The following is a 24,275-nucleotide window of genomic DNA, read 5'->3' as shown; positions in this document are numbered from 1 at the left end:
GGTCTGGAGTTCCCCGCGATGCCGCCTCTGCTGCATGGCGAGCGGGTTTACGGCTTCGCCGCATGTCGGACACGCAAGCGGCAAGAGCGGCCGATGGCCAACCGCAGCTACAGCAACCGCTACGTGCGCCACCAGTGCGGCATCGGCAGCCCACGCGCCAAGACCCTCGCGCCCTGATCGGCTGGCAGGTCAATATTCGGCACAAACAGACCGAGCGCCTGATGGCGCTCTCAAGCCGTGTCGAAGCATCGCAACCCGCACCGAGAAGAGGTCCACCAACTGCCGAGCCATGCTGCAGTTCGCTGTCATCATGCTCTAGCTGCAGATTAAAGAGCATGCCCTAGCTGTCGCCGCCATGGAGGCTGTTCCCCCGGGCCAGGAAGGAAAGCTGTCGTTGCCACAGCTGCAATCCTCGACCGGGAGTTCCGGATGGACGTTCATCAGAAGGCGCGTACGACGCCGCATCGTCGAAGGCTGTTCGTGAGACGCTTGGCGGAAGGCTGGACGATTTTTGCGGTCGCGGCCTCGCTTGGGCGTCTTGGCACGCATTGTCCGCAAGGGGCGCGAGGACCAGGTCGAGGAGGGTGAGGCGGGGCTGCGGGACCGCGCGTTCCGGCCGCACCGCCGCCCGGCCCGCCTAGCCATCTATCGGGTGCTACAATGGGTGGCGTTGCTCCGGCATCTCCTCCAACGTCGGCGCAATTAGACGCTCGACCGCTTGATCGTCGATCTGCCTGGGGCACTCCCGCACGTGGCCCATCAGCCAGGCTCTCCAGCCGATGCAGGGGGGTAAACGCTGTTGCCACAGGGCCACTGTCAGCCGGGTCACGCCCAGCCCCGTGGCTACTCTAAGATCGGTGGCCCCCAGCTCGGCACACGCCAGCACCACACGAGCACGCTTGGCCAGCGCCTGGCTCACCTTCCGACGCCGGATAAGATTCGCCAGCGCCGCCCGGTCGTTCAAGCGCAATCGTCCTCGGTCCACGAGCCATGGCAGCCTCCTCCACCGAGGCAGCCACCCTCGCCCACGTCATACAGAGTGCAAGCTGACCTCCAACTCAAACCACTCGGTAGAGGCTCATTCAGCCCATGCTGAGGCGATGGCGCCGGGTGCGAGCGCGGCCAGTCAGTTCAGGGCGAGGCAGTCATGGTGCACGGAGATGCGCCGCCGGTTCTGGAGCCGGCCGCAAAGCCGCTCGATCAGGTTGCATCGGGTCTAGGCATTGCAGTTTGAGCAGCCAAGGGATGGTCCGGTGGGCGGCGGACGGCATGGCGGACCGGACATTCTGAGCCTCAAGCCAATCGTGGCGATTATCGGCATCATCGGTCGTGTCGGCGATCAGGCGCCTGGGCGGCGACAAGGTGCTCGACAGCGGGATGGCGATGCTGTTGGGGGTCCGGGCGAACGCGCCGGGTCGGCCGCATTCATCGGCCACAAAGAGTTGTCGAGGTGCGGCCGCCGCGCAAGCGGCCGATGGCCGGGCGCCGCTCGCCCTCTTGCCGCCCGGAAGGCAGTGATGTGCCCTGACGTGGATCTTGTCGATCGCGACTTCACTTTGCACCAGCAAGCTACTGCAACCAACGCTGCCGCGAACCACGACGTGCCCATCTGTTGTAGCGGTTGGAGATGGTCATGGCCGGACGGTCGGCTGGCCGCCATGATCCGCACGAGGCGGATCATCCATTCCCACTGCAACCGGGGCCAAGAAATCTTGGCGGGCTGCAGCCGGTCTCAAGAACGGGCGGGGTTCCGTGGAGCACCCGCCGCGCCTCGAGATCTGGCCGACCTGGCCGATCATGAGGCGGCAGGAGGTTTGTCGGATTTCGGTCTAGCAAGGCGGAGACCTTTCGGCGCGTGATCCGCGGCCCTGTCCTATGCGCTTGGCTGGACAAAGGTGATGGCGGAGCTAGGCCGGCGGGGAACGCTGGAAGAATGGTTGGCGCCATTCCTGTGGGAGATGACGCACCGGAGGCGGCGGTCTTGGGCTCCTCCCCACCGGCAGGGGCCGATCGGTTGCCATGAGCGCAAGGGCCAGCAATCGGCAAATGCCCGGCTGGGCATGGACGGGCATGACTCGCTTCATCACGTCGTCACCAGTCCACGCTTGGATGAAGCCCCTTGCGGCAGCTGGCGGAATGAGCGGGCTGGCCGGATGCTGCGCCGGTGGTCGGCGATCCGGTTCTGCCCAGCTGGGCGGGCACGCGGTGGACCTGGCGCGTCCATCGGCCGGGTGCCTGGGCAGGCGCGCCAGCCGCCAGGTGCTGGAGGCCCTCACCCTTGCCAATGATGAGGTTCCGGTACGCCTGCGCCTTTGTTCGTCTGCGCGAGCAGGCATGCTGAAGGCTTTGGGTGCCCGATGTCGCACACTGTGCAGAGGACGGGCTGTCGCCAGGGCATCGGCAGCTTTTTGCGCGATGACCCGCCCTGGTGGAGATCAAACGGCTCCTGGTTGCCGGTGGCCGCTTTGGTCCCGCGGTGGCCGATGCCGGCCGGGGCGCCCGCGCCGCCTTGCGTTCTGGCCTGAGCAGGCGCGGCCTCATCCGTGACCGTCGGCATGGCCAAAGTGCTGAAAATCGACCTGCCCGCCATCAAACTGCCCTGGCCAACATCCCAGCGAGGATCGGGCGCCGGCCACGCGCTGGCTCCTGCCAAAGGGCGGCGAATCGCCCGGCCGAAGGCGAGCAGGTCTGGCGGGGCCTCCCGGGCGAGGCGGTCTGGCTGGTGGGGAGACAGCGGGGCTCTGGTGGGCGCGAGCATCATTTGCCCAACCTGCCAGGACATTCGGGCCTTGCGGAACTTGCGGCGGCCATTGAAGCAAAAAGGATCGGTGACAGGCGCATCAGCAGACGATGGAGGAATAGGGCCTCGGCAATGTCGGGGCCGCAGGTGGACTGGCCAGGACCGCCGTGCGCTCATGACCATGATCGCGCCCTGTTTCCACTCGGCACCTCTGTCTCAGGGAGTGAAATAACATTGCCCCACGGCCGTGCAGGATCCACCCTGCTACGGGATGCGGCTCAGTTGCAGCGCCACGACTCCCAGCGCCACCAGGGCGGCGCAGGCGATCCTGCGCCGGCCGAAAGGCTCCTTGAGCACGCGCGTGCCGATCCAGGCTGCCAGCACCACCGAGGTCTCGCGCAGGGCCGAGACATAGGCGATCGGCGCCCGGGCCATCGCCCAGATCACCAGCCCGTAGGCCAGCAGCGACATGGCACCGGCGACCGCCGCGGGACGCCAGAGGGTGGGCACCGCCCGGACGAGGGCCATCCTGCGGCGGACGAGCACCAGCGTGGCGAACGGCAGGCCGTCCAGGACGAACAGCCAGACGATGTAGGAGAACGGGTCGCCCGCAGTCCGGGCCCCCATGCCGTCGCAGATCGAGTAGATCCCGATCACGCCGGCATTGAGGATGGCCGGCACCAGGGCGCGCCGTCCGCTCAGTCCGCCGCGGTCGGCAGCGGCCAGCGCGACGATGCCGAGGCCGATCACCAGCACGGCCACCACGCCGGCGGGCTCCAGCGTCTCCCCCACGAACAGCCAGGCCAGCAGGGCCGCGGCCGGCGGCGCAAGGCCCCGGGTTACTGGATAGACCTGCGAAAGGTCGCCCAGCCGGTAGGCGCGGGCGAGCAGCTCGTAATAGGCCAGGTGCGAGGCGAGCGAGCCCAGGAGCCATGGCCAGGCGGCTGCGGGCGGTGGTGGCACCAACAGGCAGAAGGGCAGCACCATGATCGCGATGGTGAGACCGACCAGCGCCAGACGCAGCTCCGGCTCGCCGCCGGTCTTGACGACCGCGTTCCAGCTCGCATGCAGTACCGCCGCGGCGAGCACCACCGCGAACACCGTCACAGCCATGGGCACGGGTCTCCGCCGGAGCGATCCGCCACATGATTGTCACGACATCGTCACGGACCGTGCGCGGTAGCGCTGCGGCCGGCCACTTGTCGAGCTTGGAGACGCCTGATGCGCGTATCGCTGATCCAGCTGGCGGCTGACGTCGACCTCGAGGCCAACCTCGCCCAGGCCCGGGATCTCGTCGAGCACGCCATTGCCGCCGACCAGCCGGACCTCGTGGTGCTGCCGGAGACCTTCACGCTGATCGGGGGCGACGCGGCGGCGCGGGCGGCGGCCGCCGAGACCATTCCCGACGGCCCCGCCTCCCGGATGCTGCAGGAGCTGGCCAGCCGCCACCGGATCACCATCCATGGCGGCAGTTTCCTGGAAAAAGGGCCGGACAGCCGCGCCTACAACAGCACGATCGTGGTCGGGCCGGACGGGGAGATCGTCGTCCGCTACCGCAAGATCCACCTGTTCGACGTGACCGCCCCGGACGGCCGGATCTTCCGGGAAAGCGACGGGATCGCCCCGGGCACGGAGCTTGCCACCTACGAGCTCGGCGGTTTTCGCCTGGGCTGCACGATCTGCTACGACCTGCGCTTTCCCGAGCTGTTCCAGCTCCTGGCCCGGCAGGGGGCCGAGGTGTACCTGGTCCCCTCCGCGTTCACCCAGCAGACCGGCAAGGACCATTGGGAGGTGCTGCTGCGCGCCCGGGCGATCGAGAACGGCGCCTATGTCCTGGCGCCGGGCCAGTCCGGTCCCCACCCGACCAGCCGGCGGACCTCCTGGGGCCACTCGATGGTGGTCGATCCCTGGGGCAGCGTGATCGCGCAGGCGAGCGACGGCCCGGGCTGGGTGACCGCGCGGCTGGATCATGACCGTGTCGTTCAGGCGCGGCGGATGATACCGACGCACCGGCATCACCGCCTGGTCGAACCCTGGGACGCCTGAAGCGGCTGCACATGAACGAACAACGGGAGGACTTCATGCCGGATTTCGCCATCGTCGACACCCACATCCATCTCTGGGAGCCGAGCCTGATCCCGATGGAGTGGTGCGCGGGCGTCCCTGCACTGAACAAGCCGTTCGGGATCGCGGAGCTGGACCGGCACCGCGGCCGGGTGGCACTGGAGAAGTTCGTGTTCGTCGAGTGCGACGTCGCCAAGGGGCGCAGCCTGGACGAGGCGCGCCGGATCGCCGGGCTCGCCAAGGACGACCCGAGGCTCGGCGGCATCGTCGCCCATGCGCCGCTGGAGGACGGTGCTGTCGTCGAGCCGCATCTGGAGGCGCTGGCCGGGCTCGGGCTGGTCAAGGGCGTGCGCCGGCTCCTGCAGAACGAAGCGGACAACGACTTCTGCCTGCGCCCGGACTTCCAGGCAGGCCTGGCGCTTCTTCCCAAGTACGGCTTCGACTTCGAGCTCTGCGTCTTCCACCACCAGTTCCCCGCCGTGCTGGAGCTGGTGGCCCGGCATCCGCAGGTCCGGTTCGTCCTGGACCATATTGGCAAGCCCCCGATCAAGGCCGGCGGGATCGAGCCCTGGTGGACCTTCATCAAGGCCCTGGCGGCCTTTCCCAACGTGATCTGCAAGCTGAGCGGCGTCGCGACCGAGGCCGACCATGGCAACTGGCGGGAAGCGCAGCTGCGTCCCTACATGGACCGCGCCGTCGACTGCTTCGGCGTTGACCGGATCATGTTCGGCGGCGACTGGCCAGTTTCCGTCCTGGCCCTGCCCTACGAGCGCTGGGTGGAGACGGTCGAGCGGGCCACCGCCCATTTCAGCGACAGCGAGCGGCGCGCGATCTTCCGCGACAATGCGATGCGCTGGTACCAGCTCTGAGACGCGGTAACGGGAATTTGGGATGATGGCGGCGCTGGTGGGCTCCTGGCAGTTCTGGGCGGTGCTGGCGGCCTGCTTCGCGGCACTCACCGCCTTGTTTGCCAAGGTCGGCGTGCAGGCGATCGATCCTGACCTCGCCACCTTCATCCGCACCCTGGTCGTGGTCGCGGCCCTGGCCGGCATCCTGGCGGCGACCGGCAAGTGGCGGCACCAGGGCGCCATCCCGGGCTCGACCTGGCTCTTCCTGGTCCTTTCCGGGCTGGCCACCGGGGCTTCCTGGATCTGCTACTTCCGGGCCCTGCAGCTTGGGGAAGTCGGCCGGGTGGCGCCGATCGACAAGCTCAGCGTCGTGCTGGTGGCGCTGTTCGGCGCGCTGTTCCTGGGCGAGCGGCTCTCGGCCGCGAACTGGGCTGGTGTCATGCTGATCGGCGCCGGTGCGCTTCTGGTCGCCTATCGCGGCTGAGCGGCAGACAGCCGCCCGGCCGGATGGGACCGGGCGTCAGATGGCGTAGTCGAACGCCGCGTAGGACATCTCGCTCAGGATCTCGTCGGCGCTGCGGGACGTGTCGCAGGACGGGGCCACCTTCACCGCGCGCGCCGGGACCCCGGCCACCGTGGTGCGCGGCGGGACCGGGTTGAGAACCACCGAGCCGGCGGCAATCCGGGCGCAGGCACCGATCTCGATATTGCCCAGGATCTTGGCACCTGCGCCGATCATCACCCCGCGACGCACCTTGGGATGCCGGTCACCGGCTTCCTTGCCGGTACCGCCCAGGGTCACGCCCTGGAGGAGCGACACATCGTCCTCGATCACCGCAGTTTCGCCGACCACCAGGCCAGTGGCATGGTCGAGCAGGATGCCCTTGCCGATCCGCGCGGCCGGGTGGATGTCGGCCTGGAAAACCTCGGAAGTGCGGCTTTGCAGGTAGAGCGCGAAATCCCGCTCGCCGGAGTTCCACAGCCAGTGGTTCAGGCGGTGCACCTGGATGGCGTGGAAGCCCTTGAAGTACAGGAACGGCTCGATGAGCCGCTCGCAGGCCGGATCACGGTCGTAGACGGCGCTGATGTCGGCCTGCAGGCCCAGCGCGATGTTCGGATCGTTGCTGGCCGCGCGGTGGAATGCCTGCAGGATCAGAGGCTGCGAGATCACATCGTTCTTCAGCCGGGCCGCGATGCGATGGAACATCGCGCCCTCGAAACTCGGCTGGTTGATGATCGAATCCAGGAACAGCGGCGCCAGCATCGGCGATTTGGCGCATGCCTCCTCGGCCTCCCAGCGCAATCGCCGCCAAAGCGTGTCCGAGAGATCGCCCTGCGCTTCGGGCGACACCAGGGCCAGATGCTTCTGCCTGGTCGTGGCTGCCATGGTCATCCTGTCGCCTCCGACGCGCCCTTCGGGCCATTCGACCTGCCGAACACCAGTACCTGCCGCCCCGTTCCCGATCGGCAATCGGTTCGTTGACGAAGCAGGGATCTCTACTCCGCCTTCTCCAGGCTGGGCAACGTCATCAATTCTAACATGGGAGTTCAGGAGGTCCGAAACGAGCTCAGATTCCACCGCCTGTTTCAATGGCGATCTGCTCGGCGACCCGGTCCTGCAGGCGCCAGAGATGGCGGTCGTGGATGCCGTACTGCTCCAGCGACGCCACGGTCTTGTAGAGATATTCGGCGCAGGAGCCGCCATGCCCGCAGGCCCTGGCCAGCATCGCCACGGTCTGCTCCAGGGGCGGCTCCGGGCGGTAATAGGAACAGGCATGGTTGGCGACAAAGCCGAGAGCCCGGACCATTCCCTGGTCGGTGCGGGCATCGAACCAGCGCCAGCGGTTGCCTGATTCCTTGAACCCGATCTCACGGCGCAGCAGGAGTTCGATGTCCTTGGCTTCCTCGCCGGCGGGCAGGCGGAACAGGACACCCTTGCAGGCGCCGCCCCGCTCCAGGGCCAGCATCAGGCCAGGTTCCTCCGGCGTTCCGCGCCAGCGGGTGAGATGCAGGCAGTAGGAGCGGTGCCAGCCATGCACGGTGCCGACCCGGTGCTCGGCATAGCGGAAGGTCGGGTTCCACAAGAGCGAGCCGTAGGCAAAGATCCACAGACCCTGCCGGGGGTCGATCTCCTCCATCAGCCGGGCGGTCATCCGCCGGTAGTCGTCATCCTCCAGCGGTACCAGGTCGAGATGCGGGCCGGGATCGGGAACCTGGCGGTAGACGCGGCTGACCAGGTCTTCGGTCAGCCTGCGCCGTGCCGCGGGTGGGGCCAGCCGGGTCTTGAGGGGAACGGTCATGCCGCTTGAACTGGCTCCTTGTCGGGCTCCTCCAGGGACCAGCCGAAGAAGCTGCGCCCCAGGATCCCCGTGAGATCGGTGAGGCTCTTCTGGATGAAATCGTCGAGCGCGTGAACCGTCCCCGCGGCAATGATCTTGCTGACCTTGGTCGGTTCCAGGTCGTCGTAGAGCCCATCCAGGTGCTCGATCGCCCGGTTCGCCGCCTTGAGGCCGTAGCGGCGGCGCAACTGGTGCAGATGCTCCTCGATCGACGCCAGATGGTGGGCGACCGAGCGGGGGAAGCAGGGATCGCACAGCATGAACAGCGCGACCTTTTCCTGGGTGATGCCGCGCGGGTGCCGGCGCCGGAACGCCTGGTAGCCAGCGGCCGAGCGCAGGAGGGCCGTCCAGTAGCTGGCATCGCCGGCGAGATCATCCCCCTCGCGCAGCGCGGCGGCCAGCAGCTTGGCGTCCAGGAGCCTGGTGGTCTGATCGGCGCACTCGATGGCGCGACCGAGTTCGTAGAAGCTCCAGGCCTCGTCGCGGTAGAACGTGCCGGCGGTGATCCCGTAATGCGCGTCGCAGCCATCCTTGATCTGCGCGCACAGCCGGGACAGCCGTTCCTCGGCCAGATCGTCGATGCCGAGCGTCAGGACACGGTTGTAGAACACGTTGAGCTGCGTCCACATCTCGGTGGTGATCAGCGGCCGCAGGGCACGGGCATTCTCCCGGGCTCCCCAGATGTCGCTGACCAGGGAATTGGGATTGTCCCGGTCCAGGACGTAGAACCGCAGCACCGACCGGGCGTTGGGCTGGCCGTGCTTCTTCTCGAAGCGGGCACGGTCGGCGTTGATGTCGAGGACGACGCCCCAGTCGTGGGCGCCGCGGCTGTCGCGGGAGAAGGTCTCCTGCACGTCCAGGATACGCGCCAGGTTCTCGGCGCGCTCCACATAGCGCCCCATCCAGAAGATGCATTCCGCATAGCGGGCAAGCAGCCGGGTCACAGCACGTCCTCCCTCAGGACCCAGGTGTCCTTCGAGCCGCCACCCTGCGAGCTGTTCACCACGAGCGAGCCTTTGCGCAGGGCCACGCGGCTGAGGCCGCCGGGCAGCACCCAGGTTGACTTGCCGGTGATCGCGAACGGCCGCAGATCGACATGGCGCGGCTCGATCCCGTCCTCGGTGAGCGTCGGCGACACCGACAGGTCGATCATCGGCTGGGCGATGAAATTGGCGGGATTGGCCAGAAGCTTGGCACGCTGGTCGTCCAGTTCCGCTTTGGTGGCCTTCGGCCCGATCGTGATGCCGTAGCCCCCGGACTCGCCGACCGGCTTCACCACCATCTGGTCGAGCCGGTCCAGCACCTGATCCAGAGCCGGCTTCTCCCGGCAGATCAAGGTCTCCACGTTCGGCAGGATCGCGTCCTGGTCCAGGTAGTAGCGCACCAGACGCGGCAGGTAGGCGTAGATCGCCTTGTCGTCGGCGACGCCGGTGCCTGGCGCGTTGGCGAGTTGCACGTTGCCCTTGGCGTAGGCGCGCATCAGGCCGCTCACGCCCAGCATGGAGTCGGGGTTGAACGCCTCCGGGTCGAGGAAGTCGTCGTTCAGCCGCCGGTAGATCACGTCCACCGGCATCCGCCCGGCGATCGTCTTCATGAACACCCGGTCGTCGTCCACGAACAGGTCGCGGCCCTCCACCAGCGGCACGCCCATCTCCCGGGCCAGGAAGACGTGCTCGAAATAGGCCGAGTTGAACACGCCCGGCGAGAGCAGCACGACCTGGGGCTCCTCGATCGCCTCCGGCGCCACCTCGCACAGGGCATGGTGCAGGCGCTGGCCGTAGTCGGACACCTTCATGATCGGCACATTCTCCATCAGGTCGGCGAAGGCGCGCATCATCAGGTGGCGGTTCTCGACCACGTAGGAGACGCCGGACGGCGAGCGGGCGTTGTCCTCCAGCACCATGATGGTGCCGTCATGGCCGCGCACCAGGTCGATGCCGTTGATGTGGACATAGGTGCCGAACGGCAGGTCCAGCCCCTCCATCTCCTTGCGGTAGTTGGCGTTGCCGAGCACCAGGTCGCCCGGGATGATCCCGTCCTTGATGCATTTCTGGTCGTGGTAGATGTCGTGCAGGAAGAGGTTGAGGGTCTGGACCCGCTGGATGGTGCCCTGCTCGATATGCCGCCAGTCGCCGCGGGTGAGGATCCGGGGGATCACGTCGAACGGCAGGATCCGGTCGATGGCGTCCTTCTCGCTGTAGACCGTGAAGGTGATGCCGAGATTGTAGAGTTCGGTCTCGGCGTCGCCGGCACGGGCACGCAATGTCTCCAGCGGCAGCGCGTCCAGCTTGGCGGCTACCCGCGCAATGGCGCCGGATTTCTCGGCAGAGCGGAGCATTTCACAGTAGAAGTGACCCGGATCATAGCCGCCAAGTGCGCCGGTCCAGCCATTGTCCGCCTGCACGGGGCCATTATTCTGCACTTGTGTCTGCATCGGTGCCGGTCCTTTGCGCCCTCTGGCCCGTGCCAGCAAACACGGTGCCACCCGCCCCTGACAAGCGCCGCTGTCACGATAGCAGCGTTTCTTCCTGCCGCGCCGACGGTCAGATCTGCGCGGCAGGCTGGCAATTGCCCATCATTTCGACCGTTCAGCCGGAGATCATGTCGGTCAGCCGGAAGCGGCCGATCCGCACGATCTCTTCGATCGCAGTGGCGATCTCAGTCTCCGGCCCGTTCGCCAGACGGCGCTCGAACGCCTCGAGGATCTGGACCTTGCCGGCGCCGCGCACCGCCATGATGAACGGCATGCCGAACCTCGCCCGATAGGCGTCATTCAGGGCATGGAAACGATCGTACTCGGCGTCGCTCAGGCGATCGAGGCCGGCCGAGGACTGCTCCTTCGTGGAATCGGTCGTCAACGCGCCGGCACGCGCCGCCTTGCCGGCGAGGTCGGGATGAGCCCGGATCAGGCTCATGCGATGGTCGAGCGGGGCGTGGCGCACCACGTCCGCCATCGCACCGTGCAGGCCGGGCAGGCTGCGGAACGGCCGGCGGTCATAGGCATGTTCCGCCACCCAGGGGCTGTGCTCGAACACGGCGCCCAGCGCGGCGACGAAGCTCGCCCGGTCCATGGCGTCCACCTGGGCCATCGTCAGCATCGTGTCGCCGCCATCGCTGTCTCCGGTATCACTTGACCACGGCCCGGACCTTGCAGGACGCTCCCTGCCTGGCAAGGGAAGAAGCGATGGGCAGGCTCACCACCCATGTTCTGGACACCGCGCATGGCCGGCCCGCACGAGGCATGGCGCTGGCGCTGTACCGCATCCTGGCGGACGGAAACCGCCAGTTGGTGGCCGAGCGCCGTACCAATGCGGACGGCCGCTGCGACGAGCCTCTCCTCCAGGGTGGCGAGTTCCAGGCCGGGCGCTACGAGATCCTGTTTCAGGCTGGGGCCTATTTCCGCGAGGTCGGCTCGGACCTGCCGGATCCGCCGTTCCTGGACGAGGTTCCCCTGCGCTTCGCCATGGCGGACGACAGCCATTACCACGTCCCGCTGCTGGTCTCCCCCTGGGCCTATTCCACCTACCGGGGGAGCTGAACCATGACGGCGATCCGGTTCCGGCTGAACGGCGCACCGGTCGAGGTGACCGACCTGCATCCGACCACCACACTCCTGCAGTACCTGCGGGTCCAATGCCGCCTGACCGGCAGCAAGGAAGGCTGCGCGGAAGGCGACTGCGGAGCCTGCACCGTGGCGGTAGGCGAGACGACCGGCGGGCAGGTTCGCTGGCGGGCGGTCAATGCCTGCATCCTGTTCCTGGGAGCCCTGCACGGACGCTCGGTGCTGACCGTGGAGGGCCTGGGCGCCGAGGGCCAGCCGCTCCACCCGGTCCAGCAGGCGTTTGTCGACCATCACGCCGCCCAGTGCGGCTTCTGCACGCCGGGCTTCGTGATGGCGCTGGTGGCGCAGCGCCTGGACCGGACCAACAGCAGCCACCTCACCACCGAGGACGTGCTGGCCGGCAATCTCTGCCGCTGCACCGGCTACCGTCCGATCCTGGATGCCGCCGCCGATGCGGGGCTAGGCGACGACGTGCCGGTGGTCCCGGTCCTGCCGGAGGGGGAGGCGATGCTCGACTATGCCGCCGCCGGCGGACGGTTCCGGGCGCCGCGCAGTGGCGATGAACTGGCGGCGTGTCTGGCCGAGACGCCCGAAGCCACCATCCTCGCCGGCGGCACCGATATCGGCCTGTGGGTCACCAAGGCACTGCGCGACGTGGATGACCTCGTCTGGACCGGCACATGCGCCGACCTACAGTCCATCGAGGTCACCGCCGACGAGATCCGCATCGGTGCCGGGGTGCGCCTCTACGACGCCCATCCGGTCCTGGCCGAGGACCGGCCGGACCTGGGCGAACTTCTGCGCCGGTTCGCCTGCGCCCAGATCCGCCAGACCGGCACCGTGCTCGGCAACGTCATGAACGCCTCGCCGATCGGCGACGGTTCGCCGGCCTTCCTGGCGCTCGGGGCCTCGCTCGTGCTGCGCAGCGGCGCGTCGCGCCGGACGCTCCCCCTGGACGAGTTCTTTCTCGGCTACCGCTCGACAGCGCTCCGTCCGGGCGAGTTCGCCGAGATGCTGATCGTGCCGCGCCCTCTCGAGGGCGAAGTGTTCAGGGCGATGAAGGTGAGCAAGCGCTTCGACCAGGACATTTCGGCGGTGATGGGAGCTTTCCGCCTCGTGATGAAGGACGGTCTGGTCGCCCAGGCCCGGCTGGCCTTCGGCGGCGTGGCCGCGACACCCAGGCGGGCCCCGGGCTGCGAGGCGGCCCTGATCGGCCGCCGCCTCGACGAGGGGTCGATTGAAGCCGCGTGCGCCGCGTTCGCCGTGGATTTCCAGCCGATCGACGATGTGCGCGCCAGTGCTGCATACCGTACCGAAGCGGGCCAGAACCTGCTGCGCCGGCTGTTCTACGAGGTGGTCAGGCCCGACGTCGCGACCCGTGTCCTCGACCTGGAGGCAGCGGCATGACCAGGATCCAGGCTGTCCAGGCGGCCCTCCCGCACGATTCCGCCAAACTGCACGTCACCGGCCGGGCCCGCTATGTCGATGACCTGGCCGAACCCCATGGCTGCCTGCATGCGGCAGTCGGCCAGTCCAGCCGTGCGCATGCCCGGATCGTGCGCATGGACCTGAGCCGGGTTGCGACGGCGCCCGGGGTCGTGACGGTCATGACCGGAATGGATTTCCCCGGCCTGAACCAGATCGGCCCGGTCATCCTGGACGAGCCGGCCCTCGCCCAGCACAGCGTGGACTACCATGGCCAGGCGCTGTTTGCGGTGGCCGCCACCAGCTACGAGGCCGCACGCCGGGCGGTGACGCTTGCCGAGATCACCTACGAGGACCTGCCGGCCACGGTCCAGCTGGAGGACGCGCTGGCACAGGGCCTGGAACTGCTGCCCAGCCATGAAATGGGCCGCGGCGATCCCGACGCGGCCTTCGTCAAGGCCCGCCACGTGCTCAGCGGACAGTTCCGGTTGGGCGGCCAGGACCATTTCTACCTGGAGGGTCAGATCGCGCTGGCCATCCCGTCCGAGGATGGCGGCATGGACGTGCATGCCTCCACCCAGCATCCGACCGAGGTGCAGCATGTGGTGGCCCGCTGCCTGGGCGTCATCGACGCGAAGGTGCGGGTCGAGTGCCGGCGGATGGGCGGCGGGTTCGGCGGCAAGGAGACCCAGGCCAACCAGATCGCGGTGATCGCCGCAGTGCTGGCGCGCCGGACCGGGCGGGCGGTCAAGTTCCGGCTGGACCGGGACGTCGACATGACCCTCACCGGCAAGCGCCACGACTTCCTGATCGGCTACAAGGTGGGCTTCGACGAGAGCGGCCGGATCGAGGCAATCGAGTTCGACCAGGCGGCGCGGGGCGGATTCTCCGCCGACCTCACCGCCGCCATCGCCGACCGGGCGATGTTCCACGCCGACAACGCCTATTACTTTCCGCATGTCCGGATCCGCTCCCGGCGGATGAAGACCCACACGGTCAGCAACACCGCCTTTCGCGGCTTTGGCGGCCCGCAGGGCATGATCGGCATCGAGGAGGTGGTCGACGAGATCGCCCGCCATCTCGGCCGGGATCCGCTCGACGTGCGCCGCGTCAACTTCTACGGCCCAGCCCCGCGCAACCAGACCCCCTACCACATGGAGGTAGAGGACTTCGTCCTGCCCGAACTGCTCGACGAGCTGGAGGCGAGCTCCGACTACCGGGCCCGCCGCGCGGCCATCGAGCGCTGGAACGAGACCAGCCCGCTCCTCAAGCGCGGCATCGCCCTCACCCCGGTGAAGTTCGGCATCAGCTTCACCACCAGCCACCTGAACCAGGCTGGCGCGCTGATCCAGCTCTATACCGACGGCTCGGTCCTGCTGAACCATGGCGGCACCGAGATGGGCCAGGGCCTCTACGTGAAGGTCCAGCAGATCGTCGCCGAGGAACTGCAGATCCCGACCAGCCTGGTGCGGATCACCGCGGCGGACACCGGCAAGGTCCCCAACACCTCGGCCACCGCCGCCTCGTCCGGCACCGACATGAACGGCATAGCCGCCCAGGCGGCGGCACGGACGCTGAAGGAGCGCCTCATCGCCTTCGCCGCCGAGAAGTACGGCCTGCCGCCGCACCGGATCGTCTTCCAGGATGGCGTGGTGCTCCTGGGCGAGCGGCCGATCAGCCTGCGCGAGCTGGCGAAGGAGGCCTGGATGGCCCGCGTCCAGCTTTCCGCCACCGGCTATTACGCGACTCCCAAGATCCATTACGACCGCGACGAGGCGGCCGGCCGGCCCTTCTATTATTTCGCCTACGGCGCCGCCTGCTGCGAGGCGGTGATCGACACGCTCACCGGCGAGAGCCGGATCCTGCGCGCCGACCTGCTTCATGACGTCGGCCGCTCGCTCAACCCGGCGATCGACATGGGGCAGATCGAGGGCGGCTTCGTTCAGGGCATGGGCTGGCTGACCACCGAGGAGCTCTGGTGGACCCGGGAGGGAGCGCTCGCGAGCCATGCGCCTTCCACCTACAAGATCCCCTGCGCCTCCGACCTGCCCAAGGATTTCCGGGTCCGGATCTGGCAGGGTGGCCGCAACCGCGAGCCGACCGTGCACCGCTCCAAGGCCGTCGGCGAGCCGCCGCTGATGCTGGCGATCGCGGCCTTCCAGGCGATCAAGGATGCGGTGGCGGCGGTCGGCGCCGGCCAGGCCTCGCCGCGGCTGGACGCGCCGGCCACGCCCGAGCGGATCCTGTTCGCGGTCAAGGAGCTGCGGGCGCGCACGCAGCGCAAGGCTTTGCCAACGGCCGCCGAATGAGCAAGGCCGTCCGGATCCGCGTTGTCCGGGCGGAAGGGTCGACGCCCCGTGCAGCCGGCGCCGCGATGGAGGTGACCCTGGAGCGGATCGCAGGAACAATCGGCGGCGGGCAGCTCGAATGGCAGGCCGTGAAGGCGGCGCGGCGGATGCTCGAGGACGGCACCACCCATCTGGACATGGAGGTGCCGCTCGGCCCAAGCCTGCGCCAATGCTGCGGCGGGCGGGTGACCCTCACCCTCGATGCCAGCGATGCCCCGTTCGTCGAGGAACTGCCGGTCGATGCGCCACAGGTGGTCCTGTTCGGCGCCGGCCATGTCGGCCGCGCCCTGCTCCAGGTCCTGGCGCCCCTGCCCTGGCGGCTCACCCTGGTCGACCCGCGGGCAGATTTCCTGCCCGCGCCCTCGCCCCGGCTGGTGGTCCGGCAGAGCGACGATCCGGCGGGCCTCGTGGCCGGCGGCCCGGCTGCGGCCTGCTGGGTGGTGGCGACCCACTCCCATGACCTCGATCTGGATGTGGTGGATGCCGTGCTGCGCCGGGGCGACTTCCGCTGGCTCGGCCTGATCGGCTCCCGCACCAAGCGCGCGACCTTCGAGCGCCGCCTGATGGCGCGCGGGCACTCTTCATCTGTGCTTTCGCGGCTGATATGCCCGATGGGCCTGCCCACCATCCACGACAAGCACCCGACGGCGATCGCGATCGCGGTTGCCGCCGAACTCCTGTCGCTGCCCATCCCCGAGGAGCCGCACGCGTGAACCACGAGACAGCCATGCGCCGGGCGATCCGGCTCTCCATCGAGAAGATGGAGGCGGGCGAAGGAGGTCCGTTCGGTGCGGTGATCGTGAAGGATGGCAGGATCGTCGGCGAAGGCTGGAACAAGGTCACCACGAGCAACGACCCGACTGCCCACGCCGAAATCGTCGCGATCCGCGAGGCGTGCCGTGCCCTCGGCACGTTCTCCCTGGCAGGCGCCACCATCTACACGTCCTGCGAGCCCTGCCCGATGTGCATGGCGGCGATCTACTGGGCGCGGCTCGACGAGGTCCACTACGGCAACGACAAGGACGCCGCCGCCGCGATCGGGTTCGACGACGCCTTCCTCTATCAGGAGATGGGCGTGCCGATGAAGAGCCGCCGACTGCGCTTCACCTGCACCCTGCCGGACGAGGCCAAGGAAGGTTTTGAGCGCTGGCGCGCGAAGGCCGACAAGGTGGCCTATTGATGCCGGCGCTCCTGGAACTTGCCGGCATCACCAAGCGCTATCCGGGCGTCGTCGCCAACCAGGATGTTTCCCTGACGGTGCAGGAGGGTGAGATCCAGGCCCTGCTGGGCGAGAACGGTGCTGGCAAGTCCACCCTGATGAAGATCGTCTATGGCCTCGTGCGGCCGGACGAGGGCGAGATCCGCTGGAAGGGCGTGCCGGTCACCGCCAACTCGCCGGTGCTGGCCCGCCAGCGCGGCATCGGCATGGTGTTCCAGCACTTCACCCTGTTCGAGACGCTGACCGTGGCCGAGAACATCGCGCTCGGGCTCGACCCGCGGGATGCAGGGAAGGACCTGCCCGGGCGGATCCGCGAGCTTGCCGCCCGCTATGGCCTCGCGGTGGATCCGGAAGCACCGGTCTGGTCGCTTTCCGTCGGCGAGCGCCAGCGCGTCGAGATCGTCCGCTGCCTGCTGCAGTCGCCCAGGCTGCTGATCATGGACGAGCCCACCTCGGTGCTCACCCCGCAGGAGGCCGAAGGCCTGTTCACCACCCTGCGCCGGCTGGCCTCCGAGGGCTGCGCCGTCCTCTACATCAGCCACAAGCTGGAGGAGATCCAGGCGCTTTGCCATGCCGCCACCGTGCTTCGCGGCGGCACCGTGGTGGCGCGCTGCGATCCGACCCTGGAGACAGCACGCAGCCTGGCCGCGCTGATGATCGGCAAGTCGCCCCGGGAGATCGAGCACCGGCCGATGCCGAGCAGCGGTCCCCCCGTGCTCGAGGTGCACGACCTGAGCCTGGCGTCGCCCGATCCGCACGGCACCGATCTGGAGCATGTCTCGCTGACCGTGCGCGCCGGCGAGATCGTCGGGGTGGCGGGGGTGGCCGGCAACGGGCAGCGCGAACTGCTGCGCGCATTGTCCGGCGAGGATGCCGGGGCGCAATCGGGCAGCATCCGGCTGGCCGGGGTTCCGGTCGGCCACCTGGGACCTAGGCGGCGCCGGGACCTGGGCCTGGCCTTCGTCCCGGAGGAGCGGCTCGGGCGTGGCGCCGCACCGAAGCTCAGCCTGGCCCTGAACACCCTCCTGACCGGTCAGCGCCGGGCGCTCAGCCGGGGCGGGCTGATCGACCGCTCCGCGATCCGGCGACGCGCCGCCGACATCATCGATCGCTTCAATGTGCGCGCGGCCGGCACCAATGCCGAGGCGGGCAGCCTGTCGGGAGGCAACCTGCAGAAGTTCATCGTCGGCCGGGAACTCTACGAGGAGCCGAAGCTCCTGATCGCCGCCCATCCGACCTGGGGTGTCGACGTGGGGGCCGCGACCCTGATCCGCGAGGAGATGCTGGCGCTGCGCGAGCGGGGCGGTGCCGTGCTGCTGTTCAGCGAGGAGTTGGACGAATTGTTCCTGCTGGCCGACCGGATCGCGGTGATGTTCGACGGCAAGCTGTCGGAGCCGGTGGCCACGAACGGGCTGACCCGGGAAAGCGTGGGCCTGCTGATGGGCGGTGCCGGCTTCGAGGAGGGCGCCCGGCATGCTCAGGCTCACTAGGCGAACAAACCCGTCGCGCACGCTGGAGATCGCGGCGCCGCTCCTCGCGGTGGCGCTCACCCTGGTCGTGGCGGCGCTGCTGTTCGTGGCGCTGGGCAAGAACCCCGTCCAGGCCTTCGCCGCGATGTTCTGGCGGCCGGTCCAGGACCTGTACGGGCTGACCGAGCTCGGCGTGAAGGTGACCCCGCTGATCCTGATCGCCGTGGGGCTGGCGATCGGCTTTCGGGCGGCGGTCTGGAACATCGGCGCCGAGGGCCAGCTCATCGTGGGTGCGATCGCCGCCAGCGCCGTGGCCCTGCAGTTCGGCGAGGACGCCAGTGGGCCGCTGCCCTGGGCCCTGCCGCTGCTGGCCGGCACTGTCGGCGGGATGGCCTGGGGAGCCATTCCCGCCTTCTTGCGAACCCGCTTCAACGCCAACGAGATCCTGGTCAGCCTGATGCTGGTCTATGTCGGCGGGTTCCTGCTGCAATACCTGGTGCGCGGCCCGATGCGCGACCCGATGAGCTTCGGGTTCCCGCAGTCGCCGATGTTCGCCGATCCCACCCGGCTTCCGATCCTGGTCGAGACCACCCGCCTGCATCTGGGCTTCGCGCTGGCGCTGCTCGCCGCCGTGCTGGCCTGGATCTTCGTAACCCGCTCCTACCAGGGCTTCGTGTTCCGCCTGTCGGGCGAGGCCCAGCAGGCCGCAGCCTATGCCGGGTTCAGCCGGAGCAAGGTCATCTGGGGCAGCTTTCTGATCAGCGGCGGGCTGGCCGGGCTTGCCGGCGCGGCCGAGGTGACGGGGCCAATCGGCCAACTGCAGCCCTCGATTTCCCCGGGCTACGGCTTTGCCGCGATCATCGTAGCATTTCTGGGCCGCCTGCACCCGATCGGCATCGTGGCGGCGGCCCTGCTGATGGGCCTGTTCTACCTTGGCGGCGAGATCGCGCAGCTCGAGCTGCAGCTGCCGATCGCGATTACCGGCGTATTCCAGGGCCTGCTCCTGTTCTTCCTGCTGGGCGCGGACAGTTTCGTGCGGTGGCGGCTGGTTATCGGGGAGAAGCGCTGATGGGCGACGAACTCGACATGGCGATCGCGGTGATCGCCGCGACCCTGCGCGCCGGTACCCCGCTGGTGTTCGCCGCGGTGGGCGAACTGGTTGCGGAGCGGGCCGGGGTGCTCAATCTCGGCATCGAGGGCATGATGCTGGTGGGGGCGGTGGTCGGCTTCATGGTGGCCGCCACCACCGGGCTCACCCCGATGGGCTTCGTGGCGGCTGCTATCGCCGGCATGGCGGCGTCGGCGATCTACGGGGTGCTGGCGCTCAACCTGATGACCAACCAGGTCGCCACCGGGCTGGCGCTGTCGATCTTCGGCGCCGGGATCGCCGCCTTCATCGGCCAGTCCTGGGTGGGCATCCCCCTGCCTTCCATGTCCCTGCCGTTCCCGGAAGCGCTGCGGGAGATCCCGATCGCCGGGCCGCTGCTGTTCGGCCATGACTGGCTGGTCTACCTGTCGATCCTGGCGGTCGGCGCCGTCGCCTGGTTCCTGCATCGCACCCGCGCCGGGCTGACCCTGCGCGCGGTCGGCGAGAACCAGGAGAGCGCCCATGCGCTGGGCTACCCGGTCCTGCGGATCCGCTGGCTCGCCACCCTGTTCGGCGGGGCGATGGCGGGCATCGGCGGCGGCTACCTCTCCCTGATCTACACGCCGCAATGGGCCGAGAACATGACCGCCGGACGGGGCTGGATCGCGCTGGCGCTGGTGGTGTTCGCGACCTGGCGGCCCTGGCGGGTGCTGCTCGGCGCCTATATCTTCGGCGGCGTCACCATCCTCGGGCTGCAGCTCCAGGCGGCCGGCGCCAGCATCGACAGCAACCTGGTGGCAATGACTCCCTATCTGGCCACGGTGATCGTGCTCGTCTTGATCTCCCGCGACGCCACCCGTATCCGCTTGCACACGCCGGCCTCCTTGGCGCGGCCGTTCCATCCAGAGGCATGACAGGGCAGGTAATGACCACGATCAAGGCGAACGGCGCCAACATCCCCGCACTGGGCTTCGGGACCTACCAGCTCACCGGAACGCTCGGCACCGACATGGTCGCCACCGCCCTGAACCTGGGCTACCGGCACATCGACACCGCCCGGATGTACGGCAACGAGGTCGAGGTCGGCCGCGGGATCGCGACGTCGGGCGTGCCGCGCGACCAGGTGTTCCTGACCACCAAGATCTGGCCGGACGAGTTCGGCCATGACGACTTCCTGCGCAGCGCCGAGCAGTCGACCAAGAACCTGGGCACGGCGCCGGATCTCCTGCTGCTGCACTGGCCGTCCAAGTCGATCCCGCTGGACGAGACCATGGCGGCGCTGGTGGAAGCGCAGAAGCGCGGCTTCACCCGCTTCATCGGCGTCAGCAACTTCACCATCCCGCTGCTGCGGATGGCGACCGAGCTCTCGCCGATCCCGCTGGTCGCCAACCAGGTCGAGTACCATCCCTACCTGTCCCAGGACGCCCTGCTGCCGTTCCACCGCAAGCTCGGCATCGCCACCGTCGCCCACTGCCCCAGCGCGCGCGGCAAGGTCATGGACGACCCGGTGATCAAGGAGATCGCCGACGCGCACGGCATGAACCCGATCCAGGTGACCCTGCGCTGGCTGATCCAGCAGGAGGACGTGGGCGCCATCCCGCGCACCAGCTCGGAGAAGAACGCGAAAAGCAACCTGAAGGTCCTCGATTTCGAGCTGACCTCCGAGGAGATGGAGAAGATCTCCACCTTACGCCGCACCAACTACCGCATCTGCGATTTCGACTTCTCGCCGGTCTGGGACGCGGCGGCCTGAAGCGGCCTGCCTCCGGCCCCGGCTGCACTCCGGGGCCGGAGGGGCCTTACGCCGAGGGGCAGGCGCGGCCGCGGATCGGCAGGCGGCCGGTATGCACCCACCAGCTCATCAGGCAGCACAGCCCGCTCAGCGCCATGACGATCACCATCGGCCGGGCCGTGCCATCGAAGCTGGCGCCGACCAGCAGGGTCGCGAGAGCGCTCAGCATCCCCTGCAGGAACCCGGACAGCGCCGAAGCCGTGCCGGCCTTCTCCCCCATCGGCTCCAGGGCGAGCATGGTCGCGTTCGGCATGATCATGCCGAGCGTCGCCAGGCTCAGGAACACCATGATGATGGCGACCGGCAGGGTCGCCTGACCCGACAGGATCACCAGGCACATCAGGGCCGACATGATGGTGAACCAGCCGACCGCCAACGTGAGCAGGCGGTGGGCGCCGATCCGCTGGATGATGGTCGCGTTGAGCTGGGCAAGACCGATGATGGTCGCTGCGTTGCCGGCGAAGATCAGGCTGTAGGTCAGCGGGGTGGTGCCGTAGAGCGTGATGAACAGGAAGGATGAGCCCGCGACATAAGCCAGCAGCGCCGCCTGGGCGAACCCGCCGGTGCAGACGGCGCTGAGGAAGGTCCGGTCGCGGAACAGCGAGGCATAGGCGCGCAGGATCGAAAGGATGTCGGCCCGCGCGCGCCGTTCGTGCGGATGCGTTTCCGGCATCGAGGTCGCCATCAGCACGCCGACGCCAACCGCCACCAGCGTCAGCGCCAGGAAGATCATCCGCCAGGATGCCACCTGAATCAGCAGCCCTCCGGCGAGCGGCGCCAGGATTGGCGACACGCTCAAGGCCAGGATGGCGGTCGACAGCAGCCTCGCTGCCTCGACGCCGGTATGCAGGTCACGGATGATCGCGATCGCCAGCACCATCCCGGCCGAGGCACCAAGTCCCTGCACCACCCGCCAGGCCAGGAGTTGCTCGATGCTGCCGGCAAAAGCGCAGCCGAGCGAGCCCAGGACGAACAGGCCAAGGCCCGCATAGACAGGCGGCTTGCGGCCGACCGCGTCCGAGATCGGGCCATAGATCACCTGCCCTGCGGCCACCGCCGCCACGAAGCAGAGTACGGTGAGCTGGACGACGCCCTGGTCGCTGCGGAAATCGCTGGCGATCACCCCGAACGCCGGCAGATAGGCATCCACTGCGAATGGTCCGACCGCGATCAGGAGGCCGAGGATCACGGCGTGGCGGAGCATGGTCGCGTTCATGACTAATGGGATCCGGTGAATATTCTGCCGCCGATGACCAGCGAGCGAGGCACACGGATCGTCGACAAATCCGTGACCGACGCGCGACGCCGTCTTCCGGCTACGGGCAGGAGGCACAACCGCGCCATTCTCCATTAGGAGCCTGTTCTAGGCAAGCGGCACTGCCGCCGCATCCGGACAGGCCGGCCGCTTGTTGGTCCAGTTCGCCCAGGTGCCGCACGCCGCCTGTGTCAGCCGCGGTGGAGCTGACGCAGGTGTTCGATCCTTTCTCCTTATGCTTCAACGGGTTGCCTTGTGCTTTCGCTTGACGTGCCCGGCACCTGGGCCGACAAGACGCCGGAAAGCTTGGCAGTCCGAGGAAAGCGATAGCCGGCATGACCCGCTCCGACCTCATCCGCCGCATCGCCGAGGCGAACCCCCATCTCTACCTGCGCGATGTCGAGAAGATCGTCGCGACGGTGTTCGAGGAACTGACCAAGGCGCTGGAGCGGGGCGATCGCGTCGAGCTGCGCGGCTTTGGCGCATTCTCGATCCGCGGCCGCTCGGCGCGCACCGGCCGCAATCCGCGCACCGGGGCCGAGGTGGATGTCCCGGACAAGCGAGTGCCCTATTTCAAGACCGGCAAGGAGCTGCGCGAGCGCCTGAACGTCGGCGACGAGTGACGCCCGCTCCTCTCCGGCCGGGGCTGCTGTCCAGGGCACGCTCCGTCTGATATGCACCGACCTCAACCTTGCGAGGCGTCGATGGTAAAGTTCCTCCGTACGATCCTGGGGCTGATCGGGCTCCTGGTGATCGTCCTGTTCGCGATCGGCAACCGCGAGCCGATCGAGATCTCGCTCTGGCCGACGCCGTTCATGATCGACCTGCCGGTCTATGGGGTGTTCCTGGTGGCCATGATCCTGGGCGTGATCCTGGGCGGCATCGCCTCCTGGCTGGGCGGCCACCAGAAGCGCGCCGAGGCGTCGCGCAGCCGGCGCAAGCTGGCGCTGATGGAGGAACAGGAGGCGAAGCGCCGGCGCGACGAGGAAGCCTCGGCCGCGGCCCTGGCCGCCAAGAACGTCACGCCGACGCGCGCGCTGGCGACGGCCCGCTGAGGTGAGCCAGCCTGCCTTTTTCGGGCCCGCCGAGATCGAGGCCGCGCTGCCCTGGCCGCGCATGGTCGAGGCGCTGCGGGAAGGCTTCGCCGCCGGCGCCGAGGCTCCGGTGCGGCACCACCACGCGGTGCCGCGACCGGGCATGGACCGGCCGGCCGATCTCCTGATCATGCCGGCCTGGCGGCCGGGCTCCTCGACCGGGATCAAGATCGTCCATGTGGCGCCAGGCCACGAGGCCAAGGGGATCCCGTCGATCCAGGGTCTCTATATCCTGTTCGACGGCCCCACGGGGACGCCGCGCGCGGTCCTGGACGGTGCGGCGCTCACCCTGCGGCGCACGGCCGGCGCCTCGGCGCTCGCCGCCTCGTTCCTGGCCCGCGACGATGTCGCCACGCATCTGGTGGTGGGGGCGGGCGCGCTCTGCCCGAACTTCGTCCATGCCCACCGGGCGGTCCGGCCATCCCTGACGAAGACGCTGATCTGGAACCGCCGGCCGGAGAAGGCGGCAGGCGTCGCCCAGCGCCTGCAGGAGCAGGGGCTCGATGCGGAAGCGGTGGCGGACCTCCCCGCTGCGGTCCGGCGGGCGGATCTCATCTCTGCGGCCACCAACTCCACCGCGCCGCTGATCCGGGGGGCGGATGTCCGCCCCGGTACCCATGTCGACCTGGTGGGCGCCTATACCCGCGCGATGCGAGAGAGCGACGACGCGCTGGTCGGCCTAGCGTCGGTGTACGTGGACACCCGCGAGGGGGCGCTCGCCGAGGCGGGCGACCTCCTCCAGGCAATCGACGCCGGCGCCTTTGCGCCGGAGGATATCCGGGGCGACCTGCGGGAGCTGGTTCTCGGGAAAGCCCAGGGACGGCGGTCGGTGGACGAGGTGACCCTGTTCAAGTCGGTCGGCGCCGCGCTGGAGGATCTGGTCGCGGCGGAGGCGGTGGTCGGGGCGCGGCTGCCCAAGGACTGACCGCGTCCGAGTTGAACCGGCGGCAGGAACCACCACTCTATCACTGCCACCGGACTGCCGGTGGCGCATCGCGTTGACGCCTCTGCGACGCTCTGCCAAGCAACGCAG

24 protein-coding genes are annotated in these 24,275 nt (G+C 68.6%); 16 read left to right on the top strand and 8 right to left on the bottom strand.

What is annotated here, in order from left to right:
• Window positions 1–18: 18 nt before the first annotated feature.
• Window positions 19–177, top strand: a complete 159-nt coding sequence (locus GEMRO_RS34435; protein ID WP_157505699.1) for a hypothetical protein — start codon at window positions 19–21, stop codon at window positions 175–177.
• A 478-nt stretch (window positions 178–655) separates the two neighbouring features.
• Here the strand turns inward: GEMRO_RS34435 and GEMRO_RS0122125 are convergent, their stop codons facing one another.
• The gene (locus GEMRO_RS0122125) at window positions 656–964 is read right to left on the bottom strand and encodes a hypothetical protein (RefSeq protein ID WP_157505698.1); all 309 of its coding nucleotides are present in this window, start codon (window positions 962–964) and stop codon (window positions 656–658) included.
• Between the two features lie 2,040 nt (window positions 965–3,004).
• Complete coding sequence (locus GEMRO_RS0122120; protein WP_035485820.1) at window positions 3,005–3,853, bottom strand: DMT family transporter; 849 nt, start codon at window positions 3,851–3,853, stop codon at window positions 3,005–3,007.
• A 108-nt stretch (window positions 3,854–3,961) separates the two neighbouring features.
• On the opposite strand from GEMRO_RS0122120, the gene GEMRO_RS0122115 reads away from it, so the two are divergent.
• From GEMRO_RS0122115 to GEMRO_RS0122105, 3 genes are read left to right on the top strand one after another with little or no spacing between them, the layout of a single operon-like run.
• Window positions 3,962–4,786, top strand: a complete 825-nt coding sequence (locus tag GEMRO_RS0122115; RefSeq protein ID WP_027135754.1) for a carbon-nitrogen hydrolase family protein — start codon at window positions 3,962–3,964, stop codon at window positions 4,784–4,786.
• A gap of 11 nt (window positions 4,787–4,797) precedes the next feature.
• Window positions 4,798–5,673, top strand: coding sequence for an amidohydrolase family protein (locus GEMRO_RS0122110; protein WP_084507363.1), 876 nt, complete (start codon window positions 4,798–4,800; stop codon window positions 5,671–5,673).
• Between the two features lie 25 nt (window positions 5,674–5,698).
• Window positions 5,699–6,136, top strand: a complete 438-nt coding sequence (locus GEMRO_RS0122105) for an EamA family transporter (RefSeq protein WP_027135752.1) — start codon at window positions 5,699–5,701, stop codon at window positions 6,134–6,136.
• 36 nt (window positions 6,137–6,172) lie between these two features.
• Here the strand turns inward: GEMRO_RS0122105 and cysE are convergent, their stop codons facing one another.
• The 5 genes from cysE to uraD all read right to left on the bottom strand — a co-directional run bounded on the left by cysE (window position 6,173) and on the right by uraD (window position 11,089).
• A complete protein-coding gene (cysE, locus tag GEMRO_RS0122100; protein WP_027135751.1) occupies window positions 6,173–7,039 on the bottom strand; it encodes a serine O-acetyltransferase in 867 nt (288 codons plus the stop codon).
• A gap of 181 nt (window positions 7,040–7,220) precedes the next feature.
• Window positions 7,221–7,952, bottom strand: coding sequence for a gamma-glutamylcyclotransferase (locus GEMRO_RS0122095; RefSeq protein WP_051329351.1), 732 nt, complete (start codon window positions 7,950–7,952; stop codon window positions 7,221–7,223).
• A complete protein-coding gene (locus GEMRO_RS0122090; protein ID WP_027135749.1) occupies window positions 7,949–8,935 on the bottom strand; it encodes an alpha-E domain-containing protein in 987 nt (328 codons plus the stop codon). The genes GEMRO_RS0122095 and GEMRO_RS0122090 overlap by 4 nt, the downstream gene beginning before the upstream one ends.
• Window positions 8,932–10,425: a circularly permuted type 2 ATP-grasp protein gene (locus GEMRO_RS0122085; protein ID WP_084507360.1), complete on the bottom strand. Its 1,494-nt coding sequence runs from the start codon at window positions 10,423–10,425 to the stop codon at window positions 8,932–8,934. The genes GEMRO_RS0122090 and GEMRO_RS0122085 overlap by 4 nt, the downstream gene beginning before the upstream one ends.
• A 154-nt stretch (window positions 10,426–10,579) precedes the next feature.
• Entirely contained in the window at window positions 10,580–11,089 is a 510-nt protein-coding gene (gene uraD, locus GEMRO_RS0122080) for a 2-oxo-4-hydroxy-4-carboxy-5-ureidoimidazoline decarboxylase (protein ID WP_027135747.1), read from the bottom strand.
• An 86-nt stretch (window positions 11,090–11,175) separates the two neighbouring features.
• Here uraD and uraH point away from each other — a divergent pair, with 86 nt between their 5' ends.
• The 9 genes from uraH to GEMRO_RS0122035 are packed head-to-tail and all read left to right on the top strand — an operon-like array spanning window position 11,176 to window position 20,854.
• Entirely contained in the window at window positions 11,176–11,529 is a 354-nt protein-coding gene (gene uraH, locus GEMRO_RS0122075) for a hydroxyisourate hydrolase (protein WP_027135746.1), read from the top strand.
• A 3-nt stretch (window positions 11,530–11,532) separates the two neighbouring features.
• Window positions 11,533–12,960 (top strand): xanthine dehydrogenase small subunit, encoded by a 1,428-nt coding sequence (xdhA, locus tag GEMRO_RS0122070; RefSeq protein WP_035485815.1) that lies wholly within the window; start codon window positions 11,533–11,535, stop codon window positions 12,958–12,960.
• Window positions 12,957–15,287: a xanthine dehydrogenase molybdopterin binding subunit gene (xdhB, locus tag GEMRO_RS31175; RefSeq protein ID WP_051329350.1), complete on the top strand. Its 2,331-nt coding sequence runs from the start codon at window positions 12,957–12,959 to the stop codon at window positions 15,285–15,287. Before xdhA ends, xdhB begins: the two co-directional genes overlap by 4 nt.
• A complete protein-coding gene (gene xdhC, locus GEMRO_RS31170) occupies window positions 15,284–16,039 on the top strand; it encodes a xanthine dehydrogenase accessory protein XdhC (RefSeq protein WP_084507358.1) in 756 nt (251 codons plus the stop codon). The genes xdhB and xdhC overlap by 4 nt, the downstream gene beginning before the upstream one ends.
• Window positions 16,036–16,506, top strand: coding sequence for a nucleoside deaminase (locus GEMRO_RS0122055; RefSeq protein ID WP_027135744.1), 471 nt, complete (start codon window positions 16,036–16,038; stop codon window positions 16,504–16,506). Before xdhC ends, GEMRO_RS0122055 begins: the two co-directional genes overlap by 4 nt.
• Window positions 16,506–18,035, top strand: coding sequence for an ABC transporter ATP-binding protein (locus GEMRO_RS0122050; RefSeq protein ID WP_027135743.1), 1,530 nt, complete (start codon window positions 16,506–16,508; stop codon window positions 18,033–18,035). The genes GEMRO_RS0122055 and GEMRO_RS0122050 overlap by 1 nt, the downstream gene beginning before the upstream one ends.
• Window positions 18,019–19,083 carry an ABC transporter permease gene (locus GEMRO_RS0122045; protein WP_027135742.1) on the top strand — a complete coding sequence of 355 codons (1,065 nt, stop codon included), beginning with the start codon at window positions 18,019–18,021 and terminating at the stop codon, window positions 19,081–19,083. Before GEMRO_RS0122050 ends, GEMRO_RS0122045 begins: the two co-directional genes overlap by 17 nt.
• Complete coding sequence (locus tag GEMRO_RS0122040; RefSeq protein WP_027135741.1) at window positions 19,083–20,015, top strand: ABC transporter permease; 933 nt, start codon at window positions 19,083–19,085, stop codon at window positions 20,013–20,015. Before GEMRO_RS0122045 ends, GEMRO_RS0122040 begins: the two co-directional genes overlap by 1 nt.
• An 11-nt stretch (window positions 20,016–20,026) precedes the next feature.
• Window positions 20,027–20,854, top strand: coding sequence for an aldo/keto reductase (locus tag GEMRO_RS0122035; protein WP_027135740.1), 828 nt, complete (start codon window positions 20,027–20,029; stop codon window positions 20,852–20,854).
• 46 nt (window positions 20,855–20,900) lie between these two features.
• On the opposite strand, the gene GEMRO_RS31165 is transcribed toward GEMRO_RS0122035, so the two are convergent.
• Window positions 20,901–22,109: a multidrug effflux MFS transporter gene (locus GEMRO_RS31165; RefSeq protein ID WP_051329348.1), complete on the bottom strand. Its 1,209-nt coding sequence runs from the start codon at window positions 22,107–22,109 to the stop codon at window positions 20,901–20,903.
• 374 nt (window positions 22,110–22,483) lie between these two features.
• Here GEMRO_RS31165 and ihfB point away from each other — a divergent pair, with 374 nt between their 5' ends.
• The 3 genes from ihfB to lhpI all read left to right on the top strand — a co-directional run bounded on the left by ihfB (window position 22,484) and on the right by lhpI (window position 24,167).
• Entirely contained in the window at window positions 22,484–22,771 is a 288-nt protein-coding gene (ihfB, locus tag GEMRO_RS0122025; protein WP_027135739.1) for an integration host factor subunit beta, read from the top strand.
• Between the two features lie 81 nt (window positions 22,772–22,852).
• Entirely contained in the window at window positions 22,853–23,203 is a 351-nt protein-coding gene (locus tag GEMRO_RS0122020) for a LapA family protein (RefSeq protein WP_027135738.1), read from the top strand.
• A gap of 1 nt (window position 23,204) precedes the next feature.
• Window positions 23,205–24,167 (top strand): bifunctional Delta(1)-pyrroline-2-carboxylate/Delta(1)-piperideine-2-carboxylate reductase, encoded by a 963-nt coding sequence (lhpI, locus tag GEMRO_RS0122015; RefSeq protein WP_035485811.1) that lies wholly within the window; start codon window positions 23,205–23,207, stop codon window positions 24,165–24,167.
• Window positions 24,168–24,275 lie beyond the last annotated feature (108 nt).

It is taken from the genome of Geminicoccus roseus DSM 18922, from assembly GCF_000427665.1.
Classification (GTDB): Bacteria; Pseudomonadota; Alphaproteobacteria; order Geminicoccales; family Geminicoccaceae; genus Geminicoccus; species Geminicoccus roseus.
This window is presented reverse-complemented; position numbering and strand designations above follow the sequence as displayed.